Origin of the sequence: Pseudomonas sp. C1C7 (genome assembly GCF_013359595.1) — a bacterium.
Taxonomy (GTDB): Bacteria; Pseudomonadota; Gammaproteobacteria; order Pseudomonadales; family Pseudomonadaceae; genus Aquipseudomonas.
On record NZ_JABFMP010000025.1, the window covers coordinates 16,590 to 35,738 of the forward strand.

Sequence of the window (19,149 nt, forward strand, 5' to 3'; positions counted from 1 at the left end):
CAGGGCGGCAAAAAGTGCCGGCGATTATAGCCGGCACGGGGCGCACAGGCGACTGCTTTGCCTGGGTTCAGAGAATCGGGCTTTCGTTGAGGGGTTGTTTGTCGTCCTTGCCCGAGGCACTGCCTTTGACCAGCAGGGGATAGATCATCAAGGCCAGGATGGCGAAACAGGCGGTCAAGACATACCACCTGGTGTCTTTCTCGTCGTCGGCCGATTTGAGCAGCGAATCGATGGTCGCCAATCCCACATTGAACGACACGACCGCGCAGAGGCGCATCGATCCGATATTGCCTGCTGCGTCCGCCAGATCAGACGCAGATGGCACGTGGGGAGCGACGCGTACCCACAAGTCTTCTTCCTCGGCGGGTTTCACACCGGGAAGCATGTGTTTGCTGTAAAGGTAGACGATGTCATCCAGCGCCATGCCGAAGCCATTCAGCAACCCCTTGATGGCATCCGCCCCCAGACTCCAACCCAGTCCCGCCGCCGCCCGGGCTGCCCCCGCCAGAGGCGTCAGTTGCCCCAGCTTATCCAACAAACCTTGGGCTACGGCGTAAGTGACCGTTGTCACTGCGATGGCCTTGGCACTGGGGGAACCGGTTTTGTCCACCAGGGGGAAACAGGCATTGAGCAGGCCTCTGACCAGTGTGTAAACCGCCCCACCAGCCAGCGGTGCAAACACTTTAGGTAGCGTGTTTGTAACAAACCCTGCGATCAACAATGCCGAGGTCAGTAAAAACATCAGCAGCCGTGCAACATTGGATGACGTGCTCGACGTGCCGTTGCGATCATTTCGAATGCCTCCGAGTAACGCCAACGCCGGGCCTGCCACTCCCAGCGCCAGCGCGCCCCAGGTTTTCAAGGCTTCAGGTGTATCGCCTTGGTCCACAGCTAGCTGGGCGTAATACCCCGCGATTTGGCTCAACACTTCCGAAAATACAACAATCGCTGCAGTGCGCCCGACGACGTTCAGCAGATTGAGCGCGGGCCCTTTGGTCGATTCAAACAGTTCCAGGCCTGCTTGAAGGATGGCGTGCATTCGATTTACGCGGGGCTCAATGGATTGATCGCCTTCGGCACTCAGTTGCCTTGCCCGTTCAATCAGCTCCTTACAGGGTCCCGTAGTCGATCGCTCACCTTCAATAAAATCTATGACTTTATCCCTCAAGACCTGGCCATCTTCACCTAAAGACCGACAGCTCTGCTCTATATGACCCTGCACGGAGTTTTCCACCTCACTCAAAACCACCCGCAGTCGTGGCGATGGGCGCAAAGGCGACGATGGCCCCGAATTCTGAACAAACTCCACATCGTCGAGCCGACTCGACCCACTTGCAGTTGAACGGTCTACTGAAACGACACTTTCGCGCCTTGAGCCGACACTCGATGAACTCGTACCTACTCCATTCACCATTCACTCTTCTCCCAAGCATCATCACCCATCGGCTGAAACACCTCGCGCATGAAGCCCTTCACAAATAGATCCACGCTGAACGCCAACGCGTTCGCTGCGCTGACCTCCTTGTAAATCTGCGAGTCCTGCAGTTTCTCGTCCTTCAACCGCACCAGTACCTGCAACGTCACCGCCAGCAATGCCTTGGCCGATGGATAGGTCCGGGACTCTCCATCGGCCCCGCGCAGCGTCCGCAGATACTCATGAATCGCCTTCCCGCCCTGCCCCTCCATGGCCAGCAGCTGTTGATACAAACGCTCGAACGCAGGGTCCGGCCGCAGGTTGGCTGACAACCGCGACTCCAGGGATTCGACCGTCGAGGTCTCGCTTTCGAGCGCGCCGCTACCGCTCACCGATTCAATCCTCATCAGGCGCCCCCGCAAAACTTGCACACAGTTCCGTCAGCGCCCGCTTCGACTTGCTATCCAGCGAGCGCGCCGACGCTGGCAGGTTCGCAACACTCGCCAGCAACCGCGGCTCCAACTTCTGTCGAGCCGCCGCGATATCAAACTCCAGCAACTGATCACCAAGGCGCAGCACATAACGCTCCTGCGCTTGAAAATCGAACACCAGCTCGCCGGGCCATAGTCTGTACAACCGCTCGCGCCATTCATGGCTGCGTGAGCGCCAGTGCGTCGGCAGCAACAGGTGCAGCACCGCGCCCGTGTCAGGGGCTTGTTCTGCCAGCCAGCGTTCGAGCATGTCGTCCAGCCATTGGGGACGACTCAAGGCTTGCGCGAGCAAATCCCCGGCAGCCTGCGCCACGTCTTCGCGCAACTGCACTGCCAACGCCCGGGACGCCAGCAGGCCCTCGGCCAAGTGTTCGGTCACGCGCAAGACACCTTCGGCATAGCCTTCCTGAAAGGCCTGGGCATGAATCGCTTCGGCGTCGCGCCGGGCCTGGTCGACGCACTCCCGGGCCCAGCCCTGCGCTTGTAACTGCAAGCCGCGACGGCGGCGTGCGGCGGCGATGTCTTCGCGGCACAGATGCACTTCGCCCGGGTCCGGGAGGTCAGTCAGGGTTCGGATAGAGTCGAGCATGCTGCACCGCCATGTGGAAAAGAGCCGGGTCGGGTTTCGCCAGAGGCCATTGCTCATACAGGCGAACTACCGTGGGGGAAAATTGCAGGAACAGGCGCTCGATCAACAGTGCAGGCACCTGCTCATGCCAGCTGCACAACGCATTGAGACCCGCGGCCTCGACCACTTGCATTGAAATCACCGGGCAGTCGATCGGCAGCGCGCTTCGCACACTCAGGCTGCAACTGGCGAAGCGGCGCATCGACAATGGAAAGCGCAGCAACGCCCCGCCTCGGGTCAGTTCCGGCATCAGGCGCCAGGCGCCCATCAGTCCGGCGATGCGGGGCAATTGCCGCCAATGAAGCACCCATTGACGTGCCACGGCGCTCAACGCAACCGGCGGCCACGTACTCTGTAGCTGCAGTCCATCAAGCACGATCCGATTGAGCACCTGACGCGCCTCGGGTCCGCGAAACTGCGCCGGCACGAACAGGCGCTGCGAGTGCAGATAATCCAGAGGCTCGGCAACAATTGCCTGCATACTTTCAGCGCACGCCATCACGTCGTCCCGCACTCAGGCGCAGAAAAGCGAAAGTCACAGCCCCCGCCAACACCACCACGCCCACCAAGCCCAGCAACCAGATGCCCCGCGAAGGCTCCTGTCTTGCCGCCACGGTGGGTGCGACATGCTGAGTCGCAGAGCGTTTGGACAGCACCACCGAGATATTTTCGTAGTCGACGCCGGCAAAGCTGTTCTTGAGAAAACGCTTGATGTCGGTGATCAGCAATTGCGGCTCGACGTCGCGCTCATGGATCGCCACCGCCGACAGGTGAATGGGAGGCGATTTGCGCCCGCCCTCGCCGGCATCCAGGTCGTAACTGACATGGACCCGCGCCGAGACCACGCCTTCGAGCACATTCAGTGACTGTTCCAGGCGCTGCTCCAGCGCCGAATACAGCCGGGCCTTTTCCGCCCGGGGCGAGGCCACCAGGGTATCGGCGGGAAACATTTCGGCCACTTGCAGGCGTGGCCGCGAAGGCAGGGAATAGAGGTTGAGCAGATCCACCGCGGCGGAAAAATCCACCTGATCGATCTTCACCGTGTAGCCGGTCTTGCCGGCATCGACTTTCACTGCCGCGATATTGTTGCGTTGCAGCACCGACAGCACTTCGTTGGCCTGCTGCTGGTCCAGGCCTTCGAGTAGATTCGGCTGGCGACAGCCCGCCAGCGCCAGGCACAACAGCACCAGCCACACACCCGGCTTCATGAGGCGCGCAACAGGGTTTCTGCGGTGCCCACCGCCTTGCGCACCAGCACGTTGAGCAGGTTGATCTCGACGTTGTACTGCCCGCTCAGGTCCTGCAACTGGCTGAGGACTTCGGGGTCGGTGATATCCGGGCGCTGCAGCAATTGATTGATCGCCGAGACCTGCTTTTCGCTGTCGACCGCGGAGCCGGCAAAGGCCTCGATCAGGCGCGACTCGAGGGAAACGATCGGGCCGTCCTGCGGGCCGCGCAGTTCGCTGAAAGCCGTGGGCTGGATATCAAGAAGGGAAATGTCCGGAACAGGCATGGCATGCACTCAGGTCAGTGGCCACGGACGGCAATCCATGGCCGATGGAAAAACGAACGTCAGCGAGCGGCCTGGATGATCGCCATGTCGATGTCCTTGAAGCCCTTGATCGTGTTGGTCTGGGCGTTGCGGAATACGGTGTAGGAGGAAAAGGCGGTTTGATAGGCCGCCAGCAGCGCAGGGTCGGAGGCATCGTCCTTGAGCTTTTCCAGCGCTTCGTCCAGCGCTTCCTTGAGTTTTTCCGCGCCCTTTTCGAACGCATCGGCCTGGCGACCGAGAAAGTCATCGGGAAATTCGATGGGGATACCAATGTCAGCCATGAGTCACCTTTATCGTGGAGTTGGAAAATGCCAGGACGACGCGGTCGTCTTGATGTAGCCCTGGGGGCCGGTTTGAAAGGATTTGTCCTTGAGCCCGTCGTCCTTGAGCTCCACCGTGAAATGCACGTAGCGATCTCCCCACTGGCGATGGAAACCGTCTACATAGTCGCGGGCGGCGGCCAGTTCGACGTCCTGCAGATTGCCGGTCAGCGCGAAGGTGACGCTGTCGCCGTGCTCCGCGCGATCGAAGCTCAGCGACAGGCGTTGCAGGCCTTCCTCGGCAAGATCCGCGAGCAGATGGTCATCCTGCAAATGCACGGCGATGTCCCGGGCATAGGGCGCGGCGGCCAGCAGTGCATCGGTCAGCTCCTGCTGTTTGTGTGGTGTCAGCAGATTGCGCTGGGCGCTGAGCAGCAGGCGTGGCGCGGACGGGCTCTTGAAGTCGAGGGAATGCCAGGCCATCTGCGGATCATGGTCGAACAGCAGCTGCTCCAGCCGACGCCGTTCCTGATCCGTCACCAGCACTTTGGCCGACGCAGAGTTACTGCGCATCAGCACCTGTCGGCTCCAGCCGGCATCGCGCTCGGATGAGACGAAGACATACACCGCCTCATCGCGGCCCCGCAGCACTTCGACCTCGGCGCTGGCGCCAGTGATCAATGCGCGGATATCGGTTTCAGGGGTGGATTGCGGTATCGACCAGAGGATGGCAGCGACGGCCAACACCACTGCGGCAAAGCCGCCGGCCAGCCATCGAGTCCAGGGCTTGCCTTGAGACTCGAATTGCTCGGTGTCGAGCGAGGGGCTGCGTTGTTTGAGCAGAAGTTCCGGTGACCAGGCCTGATCGCCAGGACGCAGGGCAATTTGCAGGCCGCCGACCTGCACCCGCGTATGAAACCTGCCGTGAAGCAATTCCTCGCAATCGCCGAGCAACCGCAGCATCAGGCCATCGTTGGAGAGGTGATCGGCGAGCACTTCGAAATTGCATCCCCCCTCGGCCAGCGGCACGAAGATGGCCTCGGCGGGAACGCTGGCAGCGAGCTTCCCGTCCCCCAGCAACTCCACCGCTCCCACCACGAACAGGGTGACGGATTGCACAAGGGGAAATTCGCAGCCCTGCAGCGGACCGTTGAGTATCCGCAGTACACAGGGCTGAGGGACGGCTGTCGGGTCTGTCACCGTTCACACTCCAGAGCGATGAAATGAGCCGGCATGTTAGGAAGGCGCAATTGAGAATTCCTGATCGAATTCTGCTTAACCCGATCAGAATCCCCGCTGTTTTTGCGTCAGCGTGAGTCGTTGATAGCGCTGCCAGACCTTGCGCGCATAGCGCAGGCGCGCCGCTTGCCTGTCCGGCGAATTGCCGGCGTTGTAGGCCCCCACCGCCGTCCAGTTGTAGCCATATCGCGCCACGAAACCGGCCAGCACCGAGGCGCCGACTTCCACCGACAGACAGGGTTCTTCCAGCAGACGTTGCTCGGTGATGCCCTGGGCACTCAAGCGCGGCAGATGGATGCTGTTGATCTGCATCAGGCCGATATCCCGCGAGCCATCCTTGTTGTGGTTGATTGCACCGGGTTTGTGGCCTGACTCGACTTCGGCGATCGCCTGCAGCAGTTCGGGTTCGATCCGGTGGAGCTGGCCCGCCCGATCCCAGCAAAACGCCTGTGCCTGAGTCGCGCCAAAACAGGCGAGCATGAGCAGCGATTTGATCCTGCGTGCGGTCATGCCAGACGTCGCTCGCTGGGCAACGTTTCGCAACGGCGGAAATCCGGAGCACGCTGCAGCGAGCCCCAGAGCGGCGCCACCATCAGCCCGTCCGGTGCGCCCGTCTTTGCCAGGCACAACCAGCTTGCATACTGGTTGCGGGCGGTGAGCGGATTGACCCCGAACAACACGTTCCAGGCCGCGAGCCCCTGCTCGCCGATTGCGCTTTGCGCCAGCCCGACCTGTTCCAGTTCATGCCAGGCCGCCGCGTGCTGGCCGAAATACGCCAGCACCACGGCATTCAGAATCACCAGCAACGAATTGGCCGCAGCACCTTGCTGCAGGGTTCGACGGGCCATGAGCACCGTCGATTCCGCCCCTTGCGCCAGCGCGATACGCAAGCGCAGGACCTGAGCCCGTACGCTGTCGGGGTCATGCTGCAGGCTGCGTTCAATGCTTTGCGCCGCCTGCTCGTTGCGCCGCCAGTACCAGTGATGCCAGGCGTGAAAGTAATGCGCATCAGCCTGATCGGCACTCAGCAGGCAGCGCTGGAACAGCACTTGGGCCGCCTGTTCGCAGCCACGCAGACTGGTGAGCAAGGCCAGGCGCGTCAGTGCCGGCAAGTTGCCCGGGGCGCGGGTCAAGGCACTGGAAATCGCCGATTGCGCCTGCTCCATCGCCCGCCCCTGATAACACAGGCCGATCATCGCCTGCCCCAGCCAGGCGTCGGCCAGGCCGCACCAGGCCGGCGCGTATCCGGCATCCAGTTTCAGGCACTGGCGAAATTGCACCTGGGCATCGCGCAGGCTTTGCGGCGTGTGCTGTTGCAGGCTGCACAGGCCATTGAGCCAGGCCACTGCGGCGGGATAGGACGCACAGGCATCTGCGGCCGGACGCAGGCCTGTCATCCGCTGTGCCACCAGGCAAGTCAGGGCGCCGAGTGCCTCGCTGAGATCGCAGGCGTCCAGCGTCTGCCCATGCAACAGCACGTGGTCGCTGCCGCGGATGAGTTCGACCGACCAGTGTTGATGGTCGCCCTGACGGATACAGCGTCCGCTCAGGCAATAGTCCGCCGCCAGACGCTGCACCTGCGACCGCGCATCCAGAGATGTCGTGTGATCCATCAATCCAGAGGGAATGACCCGCAGCGACTCGCCGAACGCCGTGCTCAACTGGCGGATGATCACATCCTGCAGGTCCAGCGCCGCCGCTTCGTCCGCATGCCGAAACGGCAGGACGGCCAGTGAGGGAGATGCGGTGCGCGTCGGGTGCGGCGCATCGAGTTCCACCGCCGGACAGGTGAATCGATAACCCTGGCCATACACCGTCGCAATGAAGTCCTTGTCTTCGCGCAGCAGCTTGCGCAGGGCGTAAATGCAGCGGGTCAGGGACTCTTCGGCGGCATAGGTTTCAGGCCAGACGTCGTCGAGCAGCTGGTGCTTGCTGATGACCGTGCCGGCTGACTTGAGCAACAGACGCAGCACGCTCGACTCCTTGGGAGGGACGTGAACGCCCTCTCCCTCCCGTATCAGCGTTCCATCGCCTTGCAAAAGCCACTGGCCAAACACGAAAGAATTGACCGGCGCTCGATCGGATGCCCTGTCCATACACTCTGACTTCTCTATAGAAAGGTACGAAACGCACGGAGCCTGCGCGGTGGCAGGCTCCAGATGAAAAGCGGCGTGACTATAGGAAGTTGCGCGGGATGTTTCCGTAGGAGCCGTGACTCAGCAGACGTAGGAATTTACGACATGGTGTGTGGGCAACTGACTATCGAGGTGCAGATATCTCGCACGGTTTTCCACTGCGCGACTTCGTCTTCGGGCAGTTCGATCGCGAAGGACTCGTTCAGGGCCATGACCAGTTCCACCAGGCTCATGGAGTCGATGTAGAGGTCTTCGACCAGGCGGGAGTTCGGTGTGATGTTGCGTCGGGTGGATTTGAAGTAATCCATCAGTATCCGGATGACTTGATTCTCGATTTCCAGCAATGAATATTCTCCTGGGTTTAACCCGACACTGCAGGAGCGAGCGTGCTCGCTCCTGCAGAGGGCGGGGTGTGGTCAGTTGGCGGCGGGGTTAGAAATTCAACATGGCTTTGAGCATGTCGGCGTATTGGTTGAGGTGCGAGGACAGGGTTTTGTTGAAGTTGTCGTGATAGGAATTGGCGTTCGAATACTTCTGGGTCAGCGACTGCAGCAGGTTTTTCATGCGTTCTTCCTGGGCGTTGAAGCCGGTTTGCCAGGCCTGGAATTTCGCTGTGTCCCAGGCGATCCAGAACACGTTGGGCGGCAGGCTGTCGCGCATGATCGTCAACGGGCTGAGGTCCATGACCACGCTGTAGGTGCCGTCGGCATTCTGCTTCAGGCAACTGGCGGGCAGGCCCAGGGCCTGGCGCCACTTTTCAGCTTCCTCACGGCTCGCGCCGCCCATGCCGGGGGCCGGGAACAGCACTGATGCGGGATTGGGGTGGGAGTATTTGTTGATCAGCGCCTGCAGGGCGAGGCGGATTTCGCCGGCATTGATCTTGACCTCCTTGCCGTCGTTCGCCCCCTGAATCCACTCCTTGAGCTTCGCAGTGATGTCCTTGTTGAAGTCGGCGAAGAAGTCCGAATACGCGGCGACGATGTGCTCGTAGCCGGCGAGGTAGCCGTTCTTGATCAGGTCGATCAGCTCCAGCAGTTTTTCGAAGAAGTCGTCGGAGGAACTGATGGCCTGATCGAAGGCTTCGGCGATGTCCGCTGGTGGTGGGTGTCGTTCTTTCAGATCGCGCATGATCTGCATTTGCGCGGCTTCGAGATGTTGATGCGACACCGAAGGCAAAGATTGTTGGCAATCGGTCAATACGGCACCAGCACGACTCAATTGATGCACCCACAACTCTTGGCGCATCCCCTTATCTGCGCAACGCATGAGCATCGCGTCGAAGCTGCGGTTCAACGTTTTGATCGATCGATCAATCATCTGCGCCAAAGAAAACTCCACGCCTTCCACCGGCGCCTGCGCCTGCGCAAGCAACGGAACATCATTCGCCCGGCGAACTTCAGGAGCAGCTTTGTGCGCTGGCGGCACGAAATGCGCGATACCTATGGAGTTAGCCATTTATACCCGCCCTATCACATCAATCCGCGACTGAAACAGCTGCATGACCATGTCCATCAGCTTCTGCAGCAACGCAGCATCCGCCGAATCCTTCTGCCCGATTTCATCACTCAGGCTCTTCTGCGTGTTCTGCGCACTTTGCTGCAGCACTTCCTTTTCCCGGGCGGCGTGCTCGGTCATCCGCACGATGTTGGACACCACCTGGCTCAGGCTCATCGACATGGCATTGAACGCACGGCCGAGCTCCAGTTTCTTTTCGATGCCCTTGCTGCCCATCTGGCTCAGCCAGTCCGAGTGCTGTCCGACCTTTTGCGCCTTGAGAATTTCCCCTTCGAACCACTTCTGTTCGTCAGGGGTCAGCGAGGTGCCCTTGGGCTTGAAATCGACGGTCGTGATGCGACCGAAATCGTCGAAGGTCTTGACCGGGTAAGTGGTCTGCGGGTCCCAGTCATCGCGGCCGAGATCTGCCTTGAGATCGCGCTCGATATTGTTCGCATCAACGACGTTGCGGCGGTTCTGGCTGATGTCCGCGTGCTTGAGCCCTTGCCCCTGAAAGGTCTTGACCATCGCGAAGCCGGCGATCGCACCGGAGACTGCCGCGGCGGTGATTGCGCTGTGCAGTGACGCCTTGCCCGACTCGATGATCGCCGCACCCTGGGCCTTGGCGGCGTCGGCGGCCATGACGCTGAAGTGTCCGCGCAACTGGGCGTTGGCCACCCGGGCGATGTTCAGCGCGATGATCGCGGCCACCAGGACGTTGGCGTGTTTTTCCCAGGCGCCGGGATCGAACACCAGGTCGTCGCGCACCTCATCGTTGAGCAGTGCGGGAGCGGCCTGCATGTCGACCAGATCCGCTTCAGTGGGCTGGTAGGCGTTGATTGCAGCACCGAACTCCGCGGCCGACAGTATGCGTACATCAGACGTCTTGAGGATTTGCTTGTCAGCGATAAGCGGATTCAGATCAGGGGACCGAAGCTCATCGGGCTTCTTTGCAGCGACAAACTCTGCTGTTGCCATTTCAGTCGCACGCGCGATCACGCCAAAGCCATTAATGGTGGTCATTTCGAATTCCTTTTATCCACGGGATCACACTTGCCGAGCCATTTGCAGGCTGACGGAGTGGCTGCGTTGCAGATCGGCGAAAATTTGCTCGACCTGCCGGGTTCGGTCCTGCATTGCCTTGCCGTAGTCCTCCACCAGGCGACCGAGGTAGTGGGTGATTTCTTCGCTGATCGCCATCCGCATCCGCACGCCGGCCAGGTGCTCGGCAGCCTGAGCCTGATGCGCTCCGCTACGGATTTGCAGGCCACCCTGCACCGCGACATTGCTGAACTCGGTAACGGCCTGGGCGATTTCCAGATTGGCGGCGTAACGAGCAAGAGACACCGGATCAGCGCCGTTGGTGATGAATCCGCGCAGTTGGGTCAGCATCTGGGTCAGCGAGTTACCCAGCGAAGTCGCCAGTTGGCGCATGGCCTGAACCGCCGCCGGGGCGGCCTGAGCGACCACCGATGCCAGCTTCGAAGCCACCGCGCTGACCATTGGCCCGATCACCTGCGCCCCGACCACAGCCACCAGCGCCACAGCGGCCAGCGTCGAAGCAATGCCCTGAATCATGCCGGCGATCTGCGCGATCTCTTTCGCGGTTTCCTCATCGACGCCCACCGCAATCAGCAATTGCGTATAGAGATCGGTGAACAGCTTGATCGCTTCCTGCATCACCGTGGTCAGGGGCTTCATGGCTTCGGCCATGAACGAGGTGCCCGTCGCCTCCTTGACCACCGCATCGGAAATCATCACCGCCGCGCCGATCACCCCCACCGCAATCAGCACCGGGTTGGCGGTCAGCACGCCGGCCGCGATAGTCGCCACGGTGAGCACCGCGCCGACGATGGCGCCGATGCAGCCCATGGTCTTTTGCAGCGCCTCGGCCTTGCGCACTTCTTCCAGGTATTTTTCCGATTCGGCCTTCATGTGTTCCTGAAGCCGGGCCTGCAATTGCTGGAACAATTCCTGGCTGAGCTCTTCCTTGTTCTGCGCGGACTCACCGAGCATTTCGATGATCTTCAGGCGGTTGAGCAAAGCCAGGGCGCTGCTGCTCAGGGCCTTTTCATTGGACTGCTTGATAGCGGAACCGCCGAGACCGGCCTCCTGCACCTTCACCGACACGGCGGCCAGAACCCTGGCGCTGGCATTGGCGGTGTCGATGAGTTTCAGGTGGGCATCGGTGGCTTTTTCCAGGGTTTGCGTATGGTGCGCCAAATCACCCTTGAGCTGATCGCGCAGGGCCAGTTCGCGGGCGTATTCGGGTGATTGCGGGTCGAGCTGCGCCAGCCGCGCTTCGCTGGCCTGCAGCAACGCCAGACTCTGTTTAACGCGCTCCTGCAACTGATCGAGCTGTTCCTGACTGCTGCCGATGGCGCCTTCGGCCGCCTCCAGCGCTTCGATGGCGGCGGCGTAATCGGCGGCCAGCTTTTCATGGCCCTGCTGTTTCGCACCGGCCATGCTTTGCAGCATCGCCAGGCGGTTCTTCAGCTTGTTGGTATCCACTTCACCGATCAGCTCGCTGATCATCGCCATCAGCAGCGTGAACAGGTCGCCGCTGGTTTCCGGCTTGTTACCGTCGGCGCGGGGAGGCGGTGCATGCAGCATCGGTCTGCCTGCGGCGGCCGCGCTGCGTGGGCCTTCGTAGTTCACCGACATCAGGTTCGCCAACGCTTGCTGGCCGGCTTTCTGGTAGTCCGCGGTTCTGGCCGCCTGAGTGGCGGCCGTGCCGTACTTTTCAAAGCCTTGCGCGCGGCTCAAGGCGCTCTGAAAGGCGGGCGGGAAGCTGTTTCTGATTTCACTCATGCTTATTCCTCTGATCCTTTTTCCACTGAATCGTGCATCTCCATATGCCTCAGGCTCTCGAGATAGACCCGGGCCTGCTCTCGCAGATCATCTTGCGTGGCGTGCTCCAGCGCGTACTCGAAACACAGCCGGGCCTTGCCGATCCGACCCAGGGCGAGCTGGCACTGACCGCTGTAGAACATCGGCCGGTAGTCGTTCTTGCCCTGGGCGAAGGCGATCGCGTAGAGGTCGATCGCCTTCTGGTGGTTGTGTTTGAGTTGATGCACCGCCGCCAGGCCCATCCAGTACTGGCTGTTGTAGAAGTCGTAGATGCACAGGAAGTGGAAGAACTTCTCGGCATCGTCCAGCCGTCCCTGCTCGTAGAACTGGTAGGCGAAGGCATACAGGTGGTTCATCTGCTCATCGCTGATGCCCTGCACATCCTTCAACGGCGCCCCGGCCAGAACCGCATCCACGACCTCGAGGGCGACCTGTTCGTTTTGTTGGTTGTTGCGACTCATCAGCACACTCCTGAAAGACGTCAGCGTGGCTGACGGGGGCATTGAGCCAAAGACATCGCCTGCCTCGCTGCCAAATTGCGCTCATACCCCGCTCCTACAGGGTTCGTGTCGGGTCTGTCAGGCTTGTTCGACCTGTTCGAGCCAGATCAACAGGCGCAGGACTTCCTCGACCTCCTGCACCTGAAGGAAGCTGTAGCGCTGGTGGGTCTTGTAGATGCGTCGGGCCAGGGCGATGTCGTTGATGACCGGCACGCCGACCTGTCTGGCGTAGGCGCGTACGGCCAGGGCGCGCTGGTTGGTTTCCATCAGGGAGATGAACGGCAGTACGGTGATTTCCGGGCGGAAGTACACGCCGATGGCGATGTGGGTCGGGTTGGCGATGATCATTCGCGAGTTGCGCACATCGGATTTGACCTGCTCCGACAGCAGTTCGCGGTGCAGGTCCTGGCGGCGGCGCTTGATGTCCGGGTTGCCGTCCTGTTCCTTGTGTTCGCGCTTGACCGAGTCCTTGTCCATCATCTGGTCCTTCATGAACAGGAAGTACTCGCTCAGCGCATCGAGCACCACGATCAGCAGCACGCAGAGCAGAAACGCCAGCACCAGCACCAGCAACAGGCGCCCCCAGATGGCAAACAGCTCCGGCGCCTCGGCGAACAACTGTGCGAACAGCAATTGCCGCTGGGTGATCCAGACAATCCACAGCGCCAGGGCAAAACTGCCCAGGTACAAGAGCGCTTTGACGGTGTCCTTGACGGTGCGCAGGCTGAACAGTTTCTTGAAACCATTAACCGGGTTCAGGGCGCCGAAATTCAGCTTCAGGGCTTCGCTGGCCAGGGCGAAACCGCTTTGCAGCAGCGCCGGCAGCGCGCTGGTCAGGACGCACACCAGCAGCAGCGGCAACAGCGCCTTGAGCCCCACGACCACCAGCATCGCCGAGTACTTCTGCAAGTCGGCATCGAAATCGCTGGCGATGATCCGTCGATAGGCCTCCATGACTTCGATCAGCGAGCTGTTGAACACCATGTAGCTGATGCCGCACAGCGTCAGGCAGGTGATCACCAGATCCTTGGCCTTGAAGGTCTGGCCCTTGCGCGCCGCATCGCGCAGGCGCTTGGGCGTGGGCTTCTCGGTTTTAGAGGCGCTGGACGACATCGCCCTGCTCCCCTTGCAGATACGGCTCCAATGCCTGGGAGTTAATCCCCATGCGCAGCACCTCGTCCGGCAGGTGCACGCCGAAATACAACATCAGCACCACCAGCGCCACCAGGCTCTTGATCGTCAGCGACACCGAAAACGCGTTCATCTGCGGCGCGTAACGCGAGAGCAGCCCGAGCAACGCTTCGCTGATCAGCAGCGTTGCCACCACCGGTGCGCTGATCACCAATGTCTTGCTCACCAGGGCATCGAGCAGTTGCAGAATCGGTTGCAGCTGCACCTCGCAGCCGTTCGCCGGCGTGCAGAGGCGATAACTGTGGCCCACGGTTTCAAGCATCAGCAGCATGCCGCCGCCTTCGAGATACACCGCGGCGGCGAACAGCTGCAGGAAGTTCGCCAGCTCCGACGTATCGACACCGTTGGCCGGGTCCACGGTGCTGCTGAGCATCGCCCCGCGCTGGTTGTCGATCAGGTTGCCCATGGCATGCAACACCCAGAACGGCCAACACAAGAGACAGCCCAGCAAGACGCCGATGCCCGCCTCCCGCAGCAGCAGACCGAAAAACGCCACTCCATCCAGAGCCGGCAGCGGCACCCCGACATAGGGCCAGAACCCCAACGCCACCAGCACGATCACCGCCTGACGCGGCGCCCCGGTGAGCACCCCGCTGTTGAGAAACGGCAGCATGAAGAAAATCGGCGCCAGCCGGGCCACGCCAAGAAGCGCACTGGCGAACCAGGCGTACAAGTCGAAAAGCAGCGTCACCGACATCAAGCTAACCCAGGGCCAGACGGATGACTTCGCGACTGAAATCCAGCAGGGTTTCGCCGTACCAGCCCGAGAGCAGGAACAGGCACGCGGCGACCGCCAGCAGCTTGAAGCCGAAGGGCAAGGTCTGCTCCTGCAACTGGGTCACGGTCTGGATCAGGCCGACCACCAGCCCCACCACCGTAGCGACGATGATCGGCCAGGCCACCATCAGCAGGATCAGGTACAGGGTCTTGTTGCCGGCATACACCAGATCGTTCATGACCGTCCCCTACGCCAGCAACGTCAGGTACTGCTTGACCAGCCCGGTCGACAGCAGCGCCCAGCCATCGAGGGCGACGAACAGCACCAGCTTGATCGGCACGGAAATGATCACCGGGCTCATCATCATCATGCCCAGCGCCAGCAGGATGCTGGAGATCACCAGATCGACGATCACGAACGGCAGGTACAGGTAGAAGCCGATCTTGAAGGCGCTTTTGATTTCACTCAGGGCGTAGGCCGGTAGCAGCGCAAACAGCGAAGGCGTGAGTTCTTCATCGGCAGGCAGCTCGTCCTGGTTTTCACTCTGAATCGCCTGTGCCCGCTCGAAGAACAGCGCCAGTTCCGGGTCGGTGTATTTACGCAGGTAATCCTTGTAGCCACCCAGGCCGTTCTCGGCGAAATCCACCACCGCCTCGAGATCGGTGAAAGCCACCGCTTCGCGCTTGTAGTAGCCGTAGCCCTGCTTCATCACCGGGGTCATGACGAAGATCGCCAGCATCAGGGCGATGGCATTGAGCGTCATGTTCGACGGCACCTGCTGCAAACCCAGGGCGTTGCGCACGATGACGAAGACGATGGAAAACTTGATATAGCAGGTGCCCGCCGCCACCAGGAACGGCAGCAGCGAGGCGAACGCCAAAAGGGCGATCAGCGAAACGTCATTCATCGCGCGGGTTCCGGTAGACCTCGAGCAACTCCACACCCAACTGCTCGTCGAGTTGCACCAGTTCGCCGCGGGCCACGGGCTTGCCGTTGGCGCGCACTTCGATGCGTTGCGCGGCATCGTCCGCCAGCGGGATCAGTTGCCCGGAGGCGATCTGCGAGAGCCTCGCCAGGTCGATGTCGTGGGTCGCCAGCACGAACTCCAGCTTGACGGGCAGCGCGCCCGGATCGAGGTCGGGTTCAGGCGCGTCCTGTGGGTCGGTATCGCTCGACTGCATGTGTATTCCCTGTTCGGTAAAGGAGAAGAAGCCCAGGCATCGATCCCCCAGGCAACAGCGTTGGGCGCGCTGAGCGATCCGCAGGACATCGCCGGTTTTCAGGCGGATTGCGTGGGTGTGATGCAGGTGGCTGAAGCCCAGTTTCAGGTCCAGGCGAAATGGCAGATCGCTTAGCCAGCCATTGTCTTCATGGGCTGGGCCGGTAGCCCTGGCGGGTGGTAATCGAGTGATCCACACGCGGCCCTGAGCGGTATCGAGCCATGGCATTTCCTGCGTGGGCAATTGATGGGGAGCGATAGATTCGACGTCGTAAATTTCCCGGTATTGCAGGTCATCCACATCCATCAGCAGCGGTTGCGACACGGCACGGAACAGCTCGGCGATGGTTGTCAGTGAACACTCGACGATCAGTAGCGACTGCAATCCCGGCAGCGATTGATGCAACCAGTCGCGGGCGTCGATCAGACCCTGCCACTCCCCTCCTTCGCCAGACACGCAGAACCGCAGGTAGCCCGATTGCCCTGGAGGAACACTGGAGCCTGCGTCGACACCGGCATAGCGCCAGCGCTGAACGGCCTGCGAAACGGCATGGGCTTGCAGGTTGATCCGGCGTAATTTCAGCAAGCTCATGCGTCGTCGTTCTGCTCGTCATCGGGCGCTTGCCGGGAGCCCTGACGTTGTTGTTCGTCACGGCTGTCGGTCAGGCGCCAGGTGGGTTCGCGAACCTGTTCCAGTGACACTTTGAGGTGTTCGAAAACCTGGGTATTGCTCGGACTGAGTTGCAGATTGCGGACAGGTTCATCGGACACTCGGCTGATCGTCACCTGACCACTGACTAGGCCTTTGTTGAATGGGACCTGCAATAGATTCCTGGGCGAATCCGGCCGCGTTTCGGGGATGGCTTCCATGACCGTGTGGGGAATCTTTGGCGACGACAGAGGGACTTTCACCGGTACAGCAAAGGGTGCAATCGACGGCATCGGGCGTTCATACAGAGCCTCGGGTCTTTGACCTTCGACGCGGACGGTCGGCACATCCGGCAGAACCTCGACCGCGCTTGATAAAGGCTCGATCATCAACGGCTGCGCAACGATTTTGTCGATGGTGGGAGCCGCAGGCACCACAGCGCGCGGCAAACGAAGATCGGCAGGTCTGTTCTGCGCCGGCTGCCCGGCACTGTCCTGCTCAACCACCGCCACAACAGGTCGCAGAACCAAAGTCGACATCAGCTCCAGCACACCCTGCGGCAACTCATCCTCCTGCACGGGAATCAACCGGTCCTGCAGCTCACCCATCGGACCTTCGCCGACCAGATCCACAGGTTGAACCGGCAACAGTGAAATGACCGACAACTCCTTCATCGACGAACTCCGCTCATCTCTTCGATTTCCCACTCTTCCCGACGCACCTGCTCCAGCCTTTGCCCACGCACCAGCTGCCGGACAGAGCGCTCGTATTTGTCGTGCTTACGTTGGACCAGGCGCAAATGCTCGCGCTGCTCCTGCAACCGCTGCTCAACCTCTCGGCACTGCTGATTGACCCGCTCACGCTCCACGCGCAACAGATCGATCTGCCGCCGGATCACCGCCTGCCTGCGCAGCAGCGCCAGCAGTTGTCCGTGGTCAAGCACGCAATCCTCGGCACGATGGCTGGCCAACAGGTTGTGCAGCGCCGCCTCCTGCCCGGCGAAGCTGTCCCGTTCCTGAAGCAGTGGCCGCAATTGCTGGCGGCTACGGGTTATCGCCAGTTCTGCGCGCTGCTGTCGGAACACGCTGAGCGCCAACAGCCGGCGACGATCGGCCAATGGACTCATGCCATCAGCTCCCGCAATCGACGCAGGGTTTCTTCCGGATCACAGCATTCACCCGTGGGCTGACGCAGCCACTGTCCAAGGGCATCGCGGCGTTGCAGCGCCCGGTCGTTGGCCGCGTCCGCACCCTGGGTGTATTCGCCCATGTCGAGGAAGATCTGCAACTGTTCCAGCCGCGTCAGAGTGTCCCGGGTCGCTGCCGCCAGTTGCTGCACTTCAGGCTCTGTGACCTGCGTCGCCACGCGGCTCACGCTGCGCAACACATCGATGGCCGGGTAGTGACCTTTGGCCGCCAGCGCCCGGCCGAGATAGACATGGCCGTCGAGAATCGAGCGGATCTCTTCGGCAATCGGATCCGGTTCGTCGTCGCTTTCGAGCAGCACCGTGTAGAAGGCGGTGATGCTGCCCGAAGCGGTCACGCCGGGGCGTTCCAGCAAGCGCGGCAAGGCATCAAAAACGGAAGCCGGATAACCCCGACGCGCCGGCGCTTCCCCGGCGGCCAGGGCCAGATCGCGACGGGCTCTGGCATAACGCGTCAGCGAATCCAGCAACAACACCACTCGCCGGCCCCGGTCGCGAAAATACTCGGCGATGGCGGTGGCCTGCAGCGCCGAATTGCAGCGATCCACCGAAGAAAAATCCGAAGTGGCGAACACCACCACACAGCGTTCGCGTTTGTCCGACTGGCGCAGAAGCTCGATGAATTCGGTCACCTCCCGACCACGCTCGCCGATCAGGCCGATGACAAATACATCGGCGTCGGTGTGCTCGATCAGCATGTTGATCAGGGTGGTCTTGCCGGAACCGGCGGCGGCGAAAATCCCGACGCGCTGCCCCACGCCGCAGGTCAGCAAGCCGTCGATGACCCGGATGCCCGTGCGCAACGGCGTCTGCACCCCGCGCCTGTGCTGGTACGACGGCGGATCGGCATCCACCGGATAATCCTGTTGCGCCAGCGCCGTGGACGGCGCCAGACGCTCGACGATGTTGCCCCGAGGATCGACCACACTGCCAAGCAACGCCTCGCTGCAGGCCAGTTGCAGGGTCGCGCCGGTGGGCACGATCATCGACTCCCGCGACAAGCCCCGGGCATCGCCGAGCAGACTCAGCAGCACCGCATCGGGCTTGAAGCCGATGACCTGCGCCCTGGCCGCCACCTCGGGCGAGCGCCAGTGCCTGCGCACCTCGCAGATCTCACCGATCACCACCTGGCCCAGCGCCGCCTCGATCAACGGGCCGCTGAGCCGCAACGGGTGGGCCGCCGCACGGATCATCACAGGCGCAGGATGCCGTGGATTTCTTCGAGCACTTCGACGAAATGATCCAGCGCCCGGGCGAAGCTGCGCCCGTCGTCGAGGGCCTTGTCGTTGCACATCAGGCGCAGTTCGAGCTGGCCCTGGGCCTCGCACAGGTGCAATTGCCCGCTGCGCGACCAGGGGCAACCCTGGAGCAGGATCTGCAGCAGCGCAAAGGCGCTGTGGCTCAATGGCGCAGCCCCGGTCTCCATCACCGCGGCCCAGACCCACACCTCCCCGCCCACCTCGCCGACGTTGATCGCCGGCAACTCCTTCATCTGCATTTCGATGGTGCTGTGGCTGTCGAATTGGCCGATCTGGCTTTCGGCGCAGCCGCTGTGACGCAGCGCATCGCGCAACAGATCGGCAATATCCATGGTTATCACGGGCA

Annotated in this window: 24 protein-coding genes; all 24 read right to left on the bottom strand. The window is 61.5% G+C overall.

What is annotated here, in order from left to right; translation table 11 throughout:
* Positions 1–67: 67 nt before the first annotated feature.
* Complete coding sequence (locus tag HNO86_RS19690; RefSeq protein WP_175378601.1) at positions 68–1,039, bottom strand: hypothetical protein; 972 nt, start codon at positions 1,037–1,039, stop codon at positions 68–70.
* Positions 1,040–1,407: 368 nt separating this feature from the next.
* Entirely contained in the window at positions 1,408–1,821 is a 414-nt protein-coding gene (locus tag HNO86_RS19695) for a hypothetical protein (RefSeq protein ID WP_175378602.1), read from the bottom strand.
* A complete protein-coding gene (locus HNO86_RS19700) occupies positions 1,811–2,494 on the bottom strand; it encodes an oxygen-regulated invasion protein OrgB (RefSeq protein WP_175378603.1) in 684 nt (227 codons plus the stop codon). Before HNO86_RS19700 ends, HNO86_RS19695 begins: the two co-directional genes overlap by 11 nt.
* Complete coding sequence (locus HNO86_RS19705) at positions 2,466–3,014, bottom strand: secretion system protein (protein WP_256672689.1); 549 nt, start codon at positions 3,012–3,014, stop codon at positions 2,466–2,468. The genes HNO86_RS19700 and HNO86_RS19705 overlap by 29 nt, the downstream gene beginning before the upstream one ends.
* A gap of 4 nt (positions 3,015–3,018) precedes the next feature.
* Entirely contained in the window at positions 3,019–3,741 is a 723-nt protein-coding gene (locus HNO86_RS19710; RefSeq protein ID WP_175378605.1) for an EscJ/YscJ/HrcJ family type III secretion inner membrane ring protein, read from the bottom strand.
* On the bottom strand, positions 3,738–4,046 hold the full coding sequence (sctI, locus tag HNO86_RS19715) for a type III secretion system inner rod subunit SctI (RefSeq protein ID WP_175378606.1): 309 nt from the start codon (positions 4,044–4,046) through the stop codon (positions 3,738–3,740). Before sctI ends, HNO86_RS19710 begins: the two co-directional genes overlap by 4 nt.
* Before the next feature lie 59 nt (positions 4,047–4,105).
* The gene (sctF, locus tag HNO86_RS19720) at positions 4,106–4,366 is read right to left on the bottom strand and encodes a type III secretion system needle filament subunit SctF (RefSeq protein ID WP_175378607.1); all 261 of its coding nucleotides are present in this window, start codon (positions 4,364–4,366) and stop codon (positions 4,106–4,108) included.
* Between the two features lie 9 nt (positions 4,367–4,375).
* Positions 4,376–5,545 (bottom strand): PrgH/EprH family type III secretion apparatus protein, encoded by a 1,170-nt coding sequence (locus tag HNO86_RS19725; RefSeq protein ID WP_175378608.1) that lies wholly within the window; start codon positions 5,543–5,545, stop codon positions 4,376–4,378.
* 84 nt (positions 5,546–5,629) lie between these two features.
* Entirely contained in the window at positions 5,630–6,094 is a 465-nt protein-coding gene (locus HNO86_RS19730) for a transglycosylase SLT domain-containing protein (protein ID WP_256672690.1), read from the bottom strand.
* Positions 6,091–7,557, bottom strand: coding sequence for a winged helix-turn-helix domain-containing protein (locus tag HNO86_RS19735; RefSeq protein WP_372242544.1), 1,467 nt, complete (start codon positions 7,555–7,557; stop codon positions 6,091–6,093). Before HNO86_RS19735 ends, HNO86_RS19730 begins: the two co-directional genes overlap by 4 nt.
* Positions 7,558–7,817: 260 nt before the next feature.
* Complete coding sequence (locus HNO86_RS19740; RefSeq protein ID WP_256672691.1) at positions 7,818–8,063, bottom strand: acyl carrier protein; 246 nt, start codon at positions 8,061–8,063, stop codon at positions 7,818–7,820.
* A gap of 88 nt (positions 8,064–8,151) precedes the next feature.
* Positions 8,152–9,174: an IpaD/SipD/SspD family type III secretion system needle tip protein gene (locus tag HNO86_RS19745; RefSeq protein WP_175378611.1), complete on the bottom strand. Its 1,023-nt coding sequence runs from the start codon at positions 9,172–9,174 to the stop codon at positions 8,152–8,154.
* Positions 9,175–10,236: an IpaC/SipC family type III secretion system effector gene (locus HNO86_RS19750; RefSeq protein ID WP_175378612.1), complete on the bottom strand. Its 1,062-nt coding sequence runs from the start codon at positions 10,234–10,236 to the stop codon at positions 9,175–9,177. It abuts the gene before it with no gap.
* Positions 10,237–10,260: 24 nt separating this feature from the next.
* Positions 10,261–12,024 (bottom strand): type III secretion system translocon subunit SctE, encoded by a 1,764-nt coding sequence (sctE, locus tag HNO86_RS19755; RefSeq protein ID WP_175378613.1) that lies wholly within the window; start codon positions 12,022–12,024, stop codon positions 10,261–10,263.
* Positions 12,025–12,026: 2 nt separating this feature from the next.
* The gene (gene sicA, locus HNO86_RS19760) at positions 12,027–12,524 is read right to left on the bottom strand and encodes a type III secretion system translocator chaperone SicA (RefSeq protein ID WP_306167731.1); all 498 of its coding nucleotides are present in this window, start codon (positions 12,522–12,524) and stop codon (positions 12,027–12,029) included.
* Between the two features lie 117 nt (positions 12,525–12,641).
* Positions 12,642–13,676: an EscU/YscU/HrcU family type III secretion system export apparatus switch protein gene (locus HNO86_RS19765; RefSeq protein ID WP_175378614.1), complete on the bottom strand. Its 1,035-nt coding sequence runs from the start codon at positions 13,674–13,676 to the stop codon at positions 12,642–12,644.
* Positions 13,657–14,451: a type III secretion system export apparatus subunit SctT gene (sctT, locus tag HNO86_RS19770; protein ID WP_175378615.1), complete on the bottom strand. Its 795-nt coding sequence runs from the start codon at positions 14,449–14,451 to the stop codon at positions 13,657–13,659. Before sctT ends, HNO86_RS19765 begins: the two co-directional genes overlap by 20 nt.
* Before the next feature lie 4 nt (positions 14,452–14,455).
* Complete coding sequence (locus HNO86_RS19775; protein ID WP_020795892.1) at positions 14,456–14,710, bottom strand: EscS/YscS/HrcS family type III secretion system export apparatus protein; 255 nt, start codon at positions 14,708–14,710, stop codon at positions 14,456–14,458.
* A 9-nt stretch (positions 14,711–14,719) separates the two neighbouring features.
* Positions 14,720–15,379 (bottom strand): EscR/YscR/HrcR family type III secretion system export apparatus protein, encoded by a 660-nt coding sequence (locus HNO86_RS19780; protein WP_175378616.1) that lies wholly within the window; start codon positions 15,377–15,379, stop codon positions 14,720–14,722.
* Positions 15,372–16,283: a FliM/FliN family flagellar motor switch protein gene (locus tag HNO86_RS19785; protein ID WP_175378617.1), complete on the bottom strand. Its 912-nt coding sequence runs from the start codon at positions 16,281–16,283 to the stop codon at positions 15,372–15,374. Before HNO86_RS19785 ends, HNO86_RS19780 begins: the two co-directional genes overlap by 8 nt.
* Positions 16,280–16,972: an invasion protein gene (locus HNO86_RS19790; protein WP_372242545.1), complete on the bottom strand. Its 693-nt coding sequence runs from the start codon at positions 16,970–16,972 to the stop codon at positions 16,280–16,282. The genes HNO86_RS19785 and HNO86_RS19790 overlap by 4 nt, the downstream gene beginning before the upstream one ends.
* A 38-nt stretch (positions 16,973–17,010) precedes the next feature.
* A complete protein-coding gene (locus HNO86_RS19795) occupies positions 17,011–17,466 on the bottom strand; it encodes a type III secretion protein (protein ID WP_175378619.1) in 456 nt (151 codons plus the stop codon).
* The gene (gene sctN, locus HNO86_RS19800) at positions 17,463–18,737 is read right to left on the bottom strand and encodes a type III secretion system ATPase SctN (protein ID WP_175378620.1); all 1,275 of its coding nucleotides are present in this window, start codon (positions 18,735–18,737) and stop codon (positions 17,463–17,465) included. Before sctN ends, HNO86_RS19795 begins: the two co-directional genes overlap by 4 nt.
* On the bottom strand, positions 18,737–19,135 hold the full coding sequence (locus HNO86_RS19805) for an Invasion protein B family (protein ID WP_178131286.1): 399 nt from the start codon (positions 19,133–19,135) through the stop codon (positions 18,737–18,739). The genes sctN and HNO86_RS19805 overlap by 1 nt, the downstream gene beginning before the upstream one ends.
* Positions 19,136–19,149 lie beyond the last annotated feature (14 nt).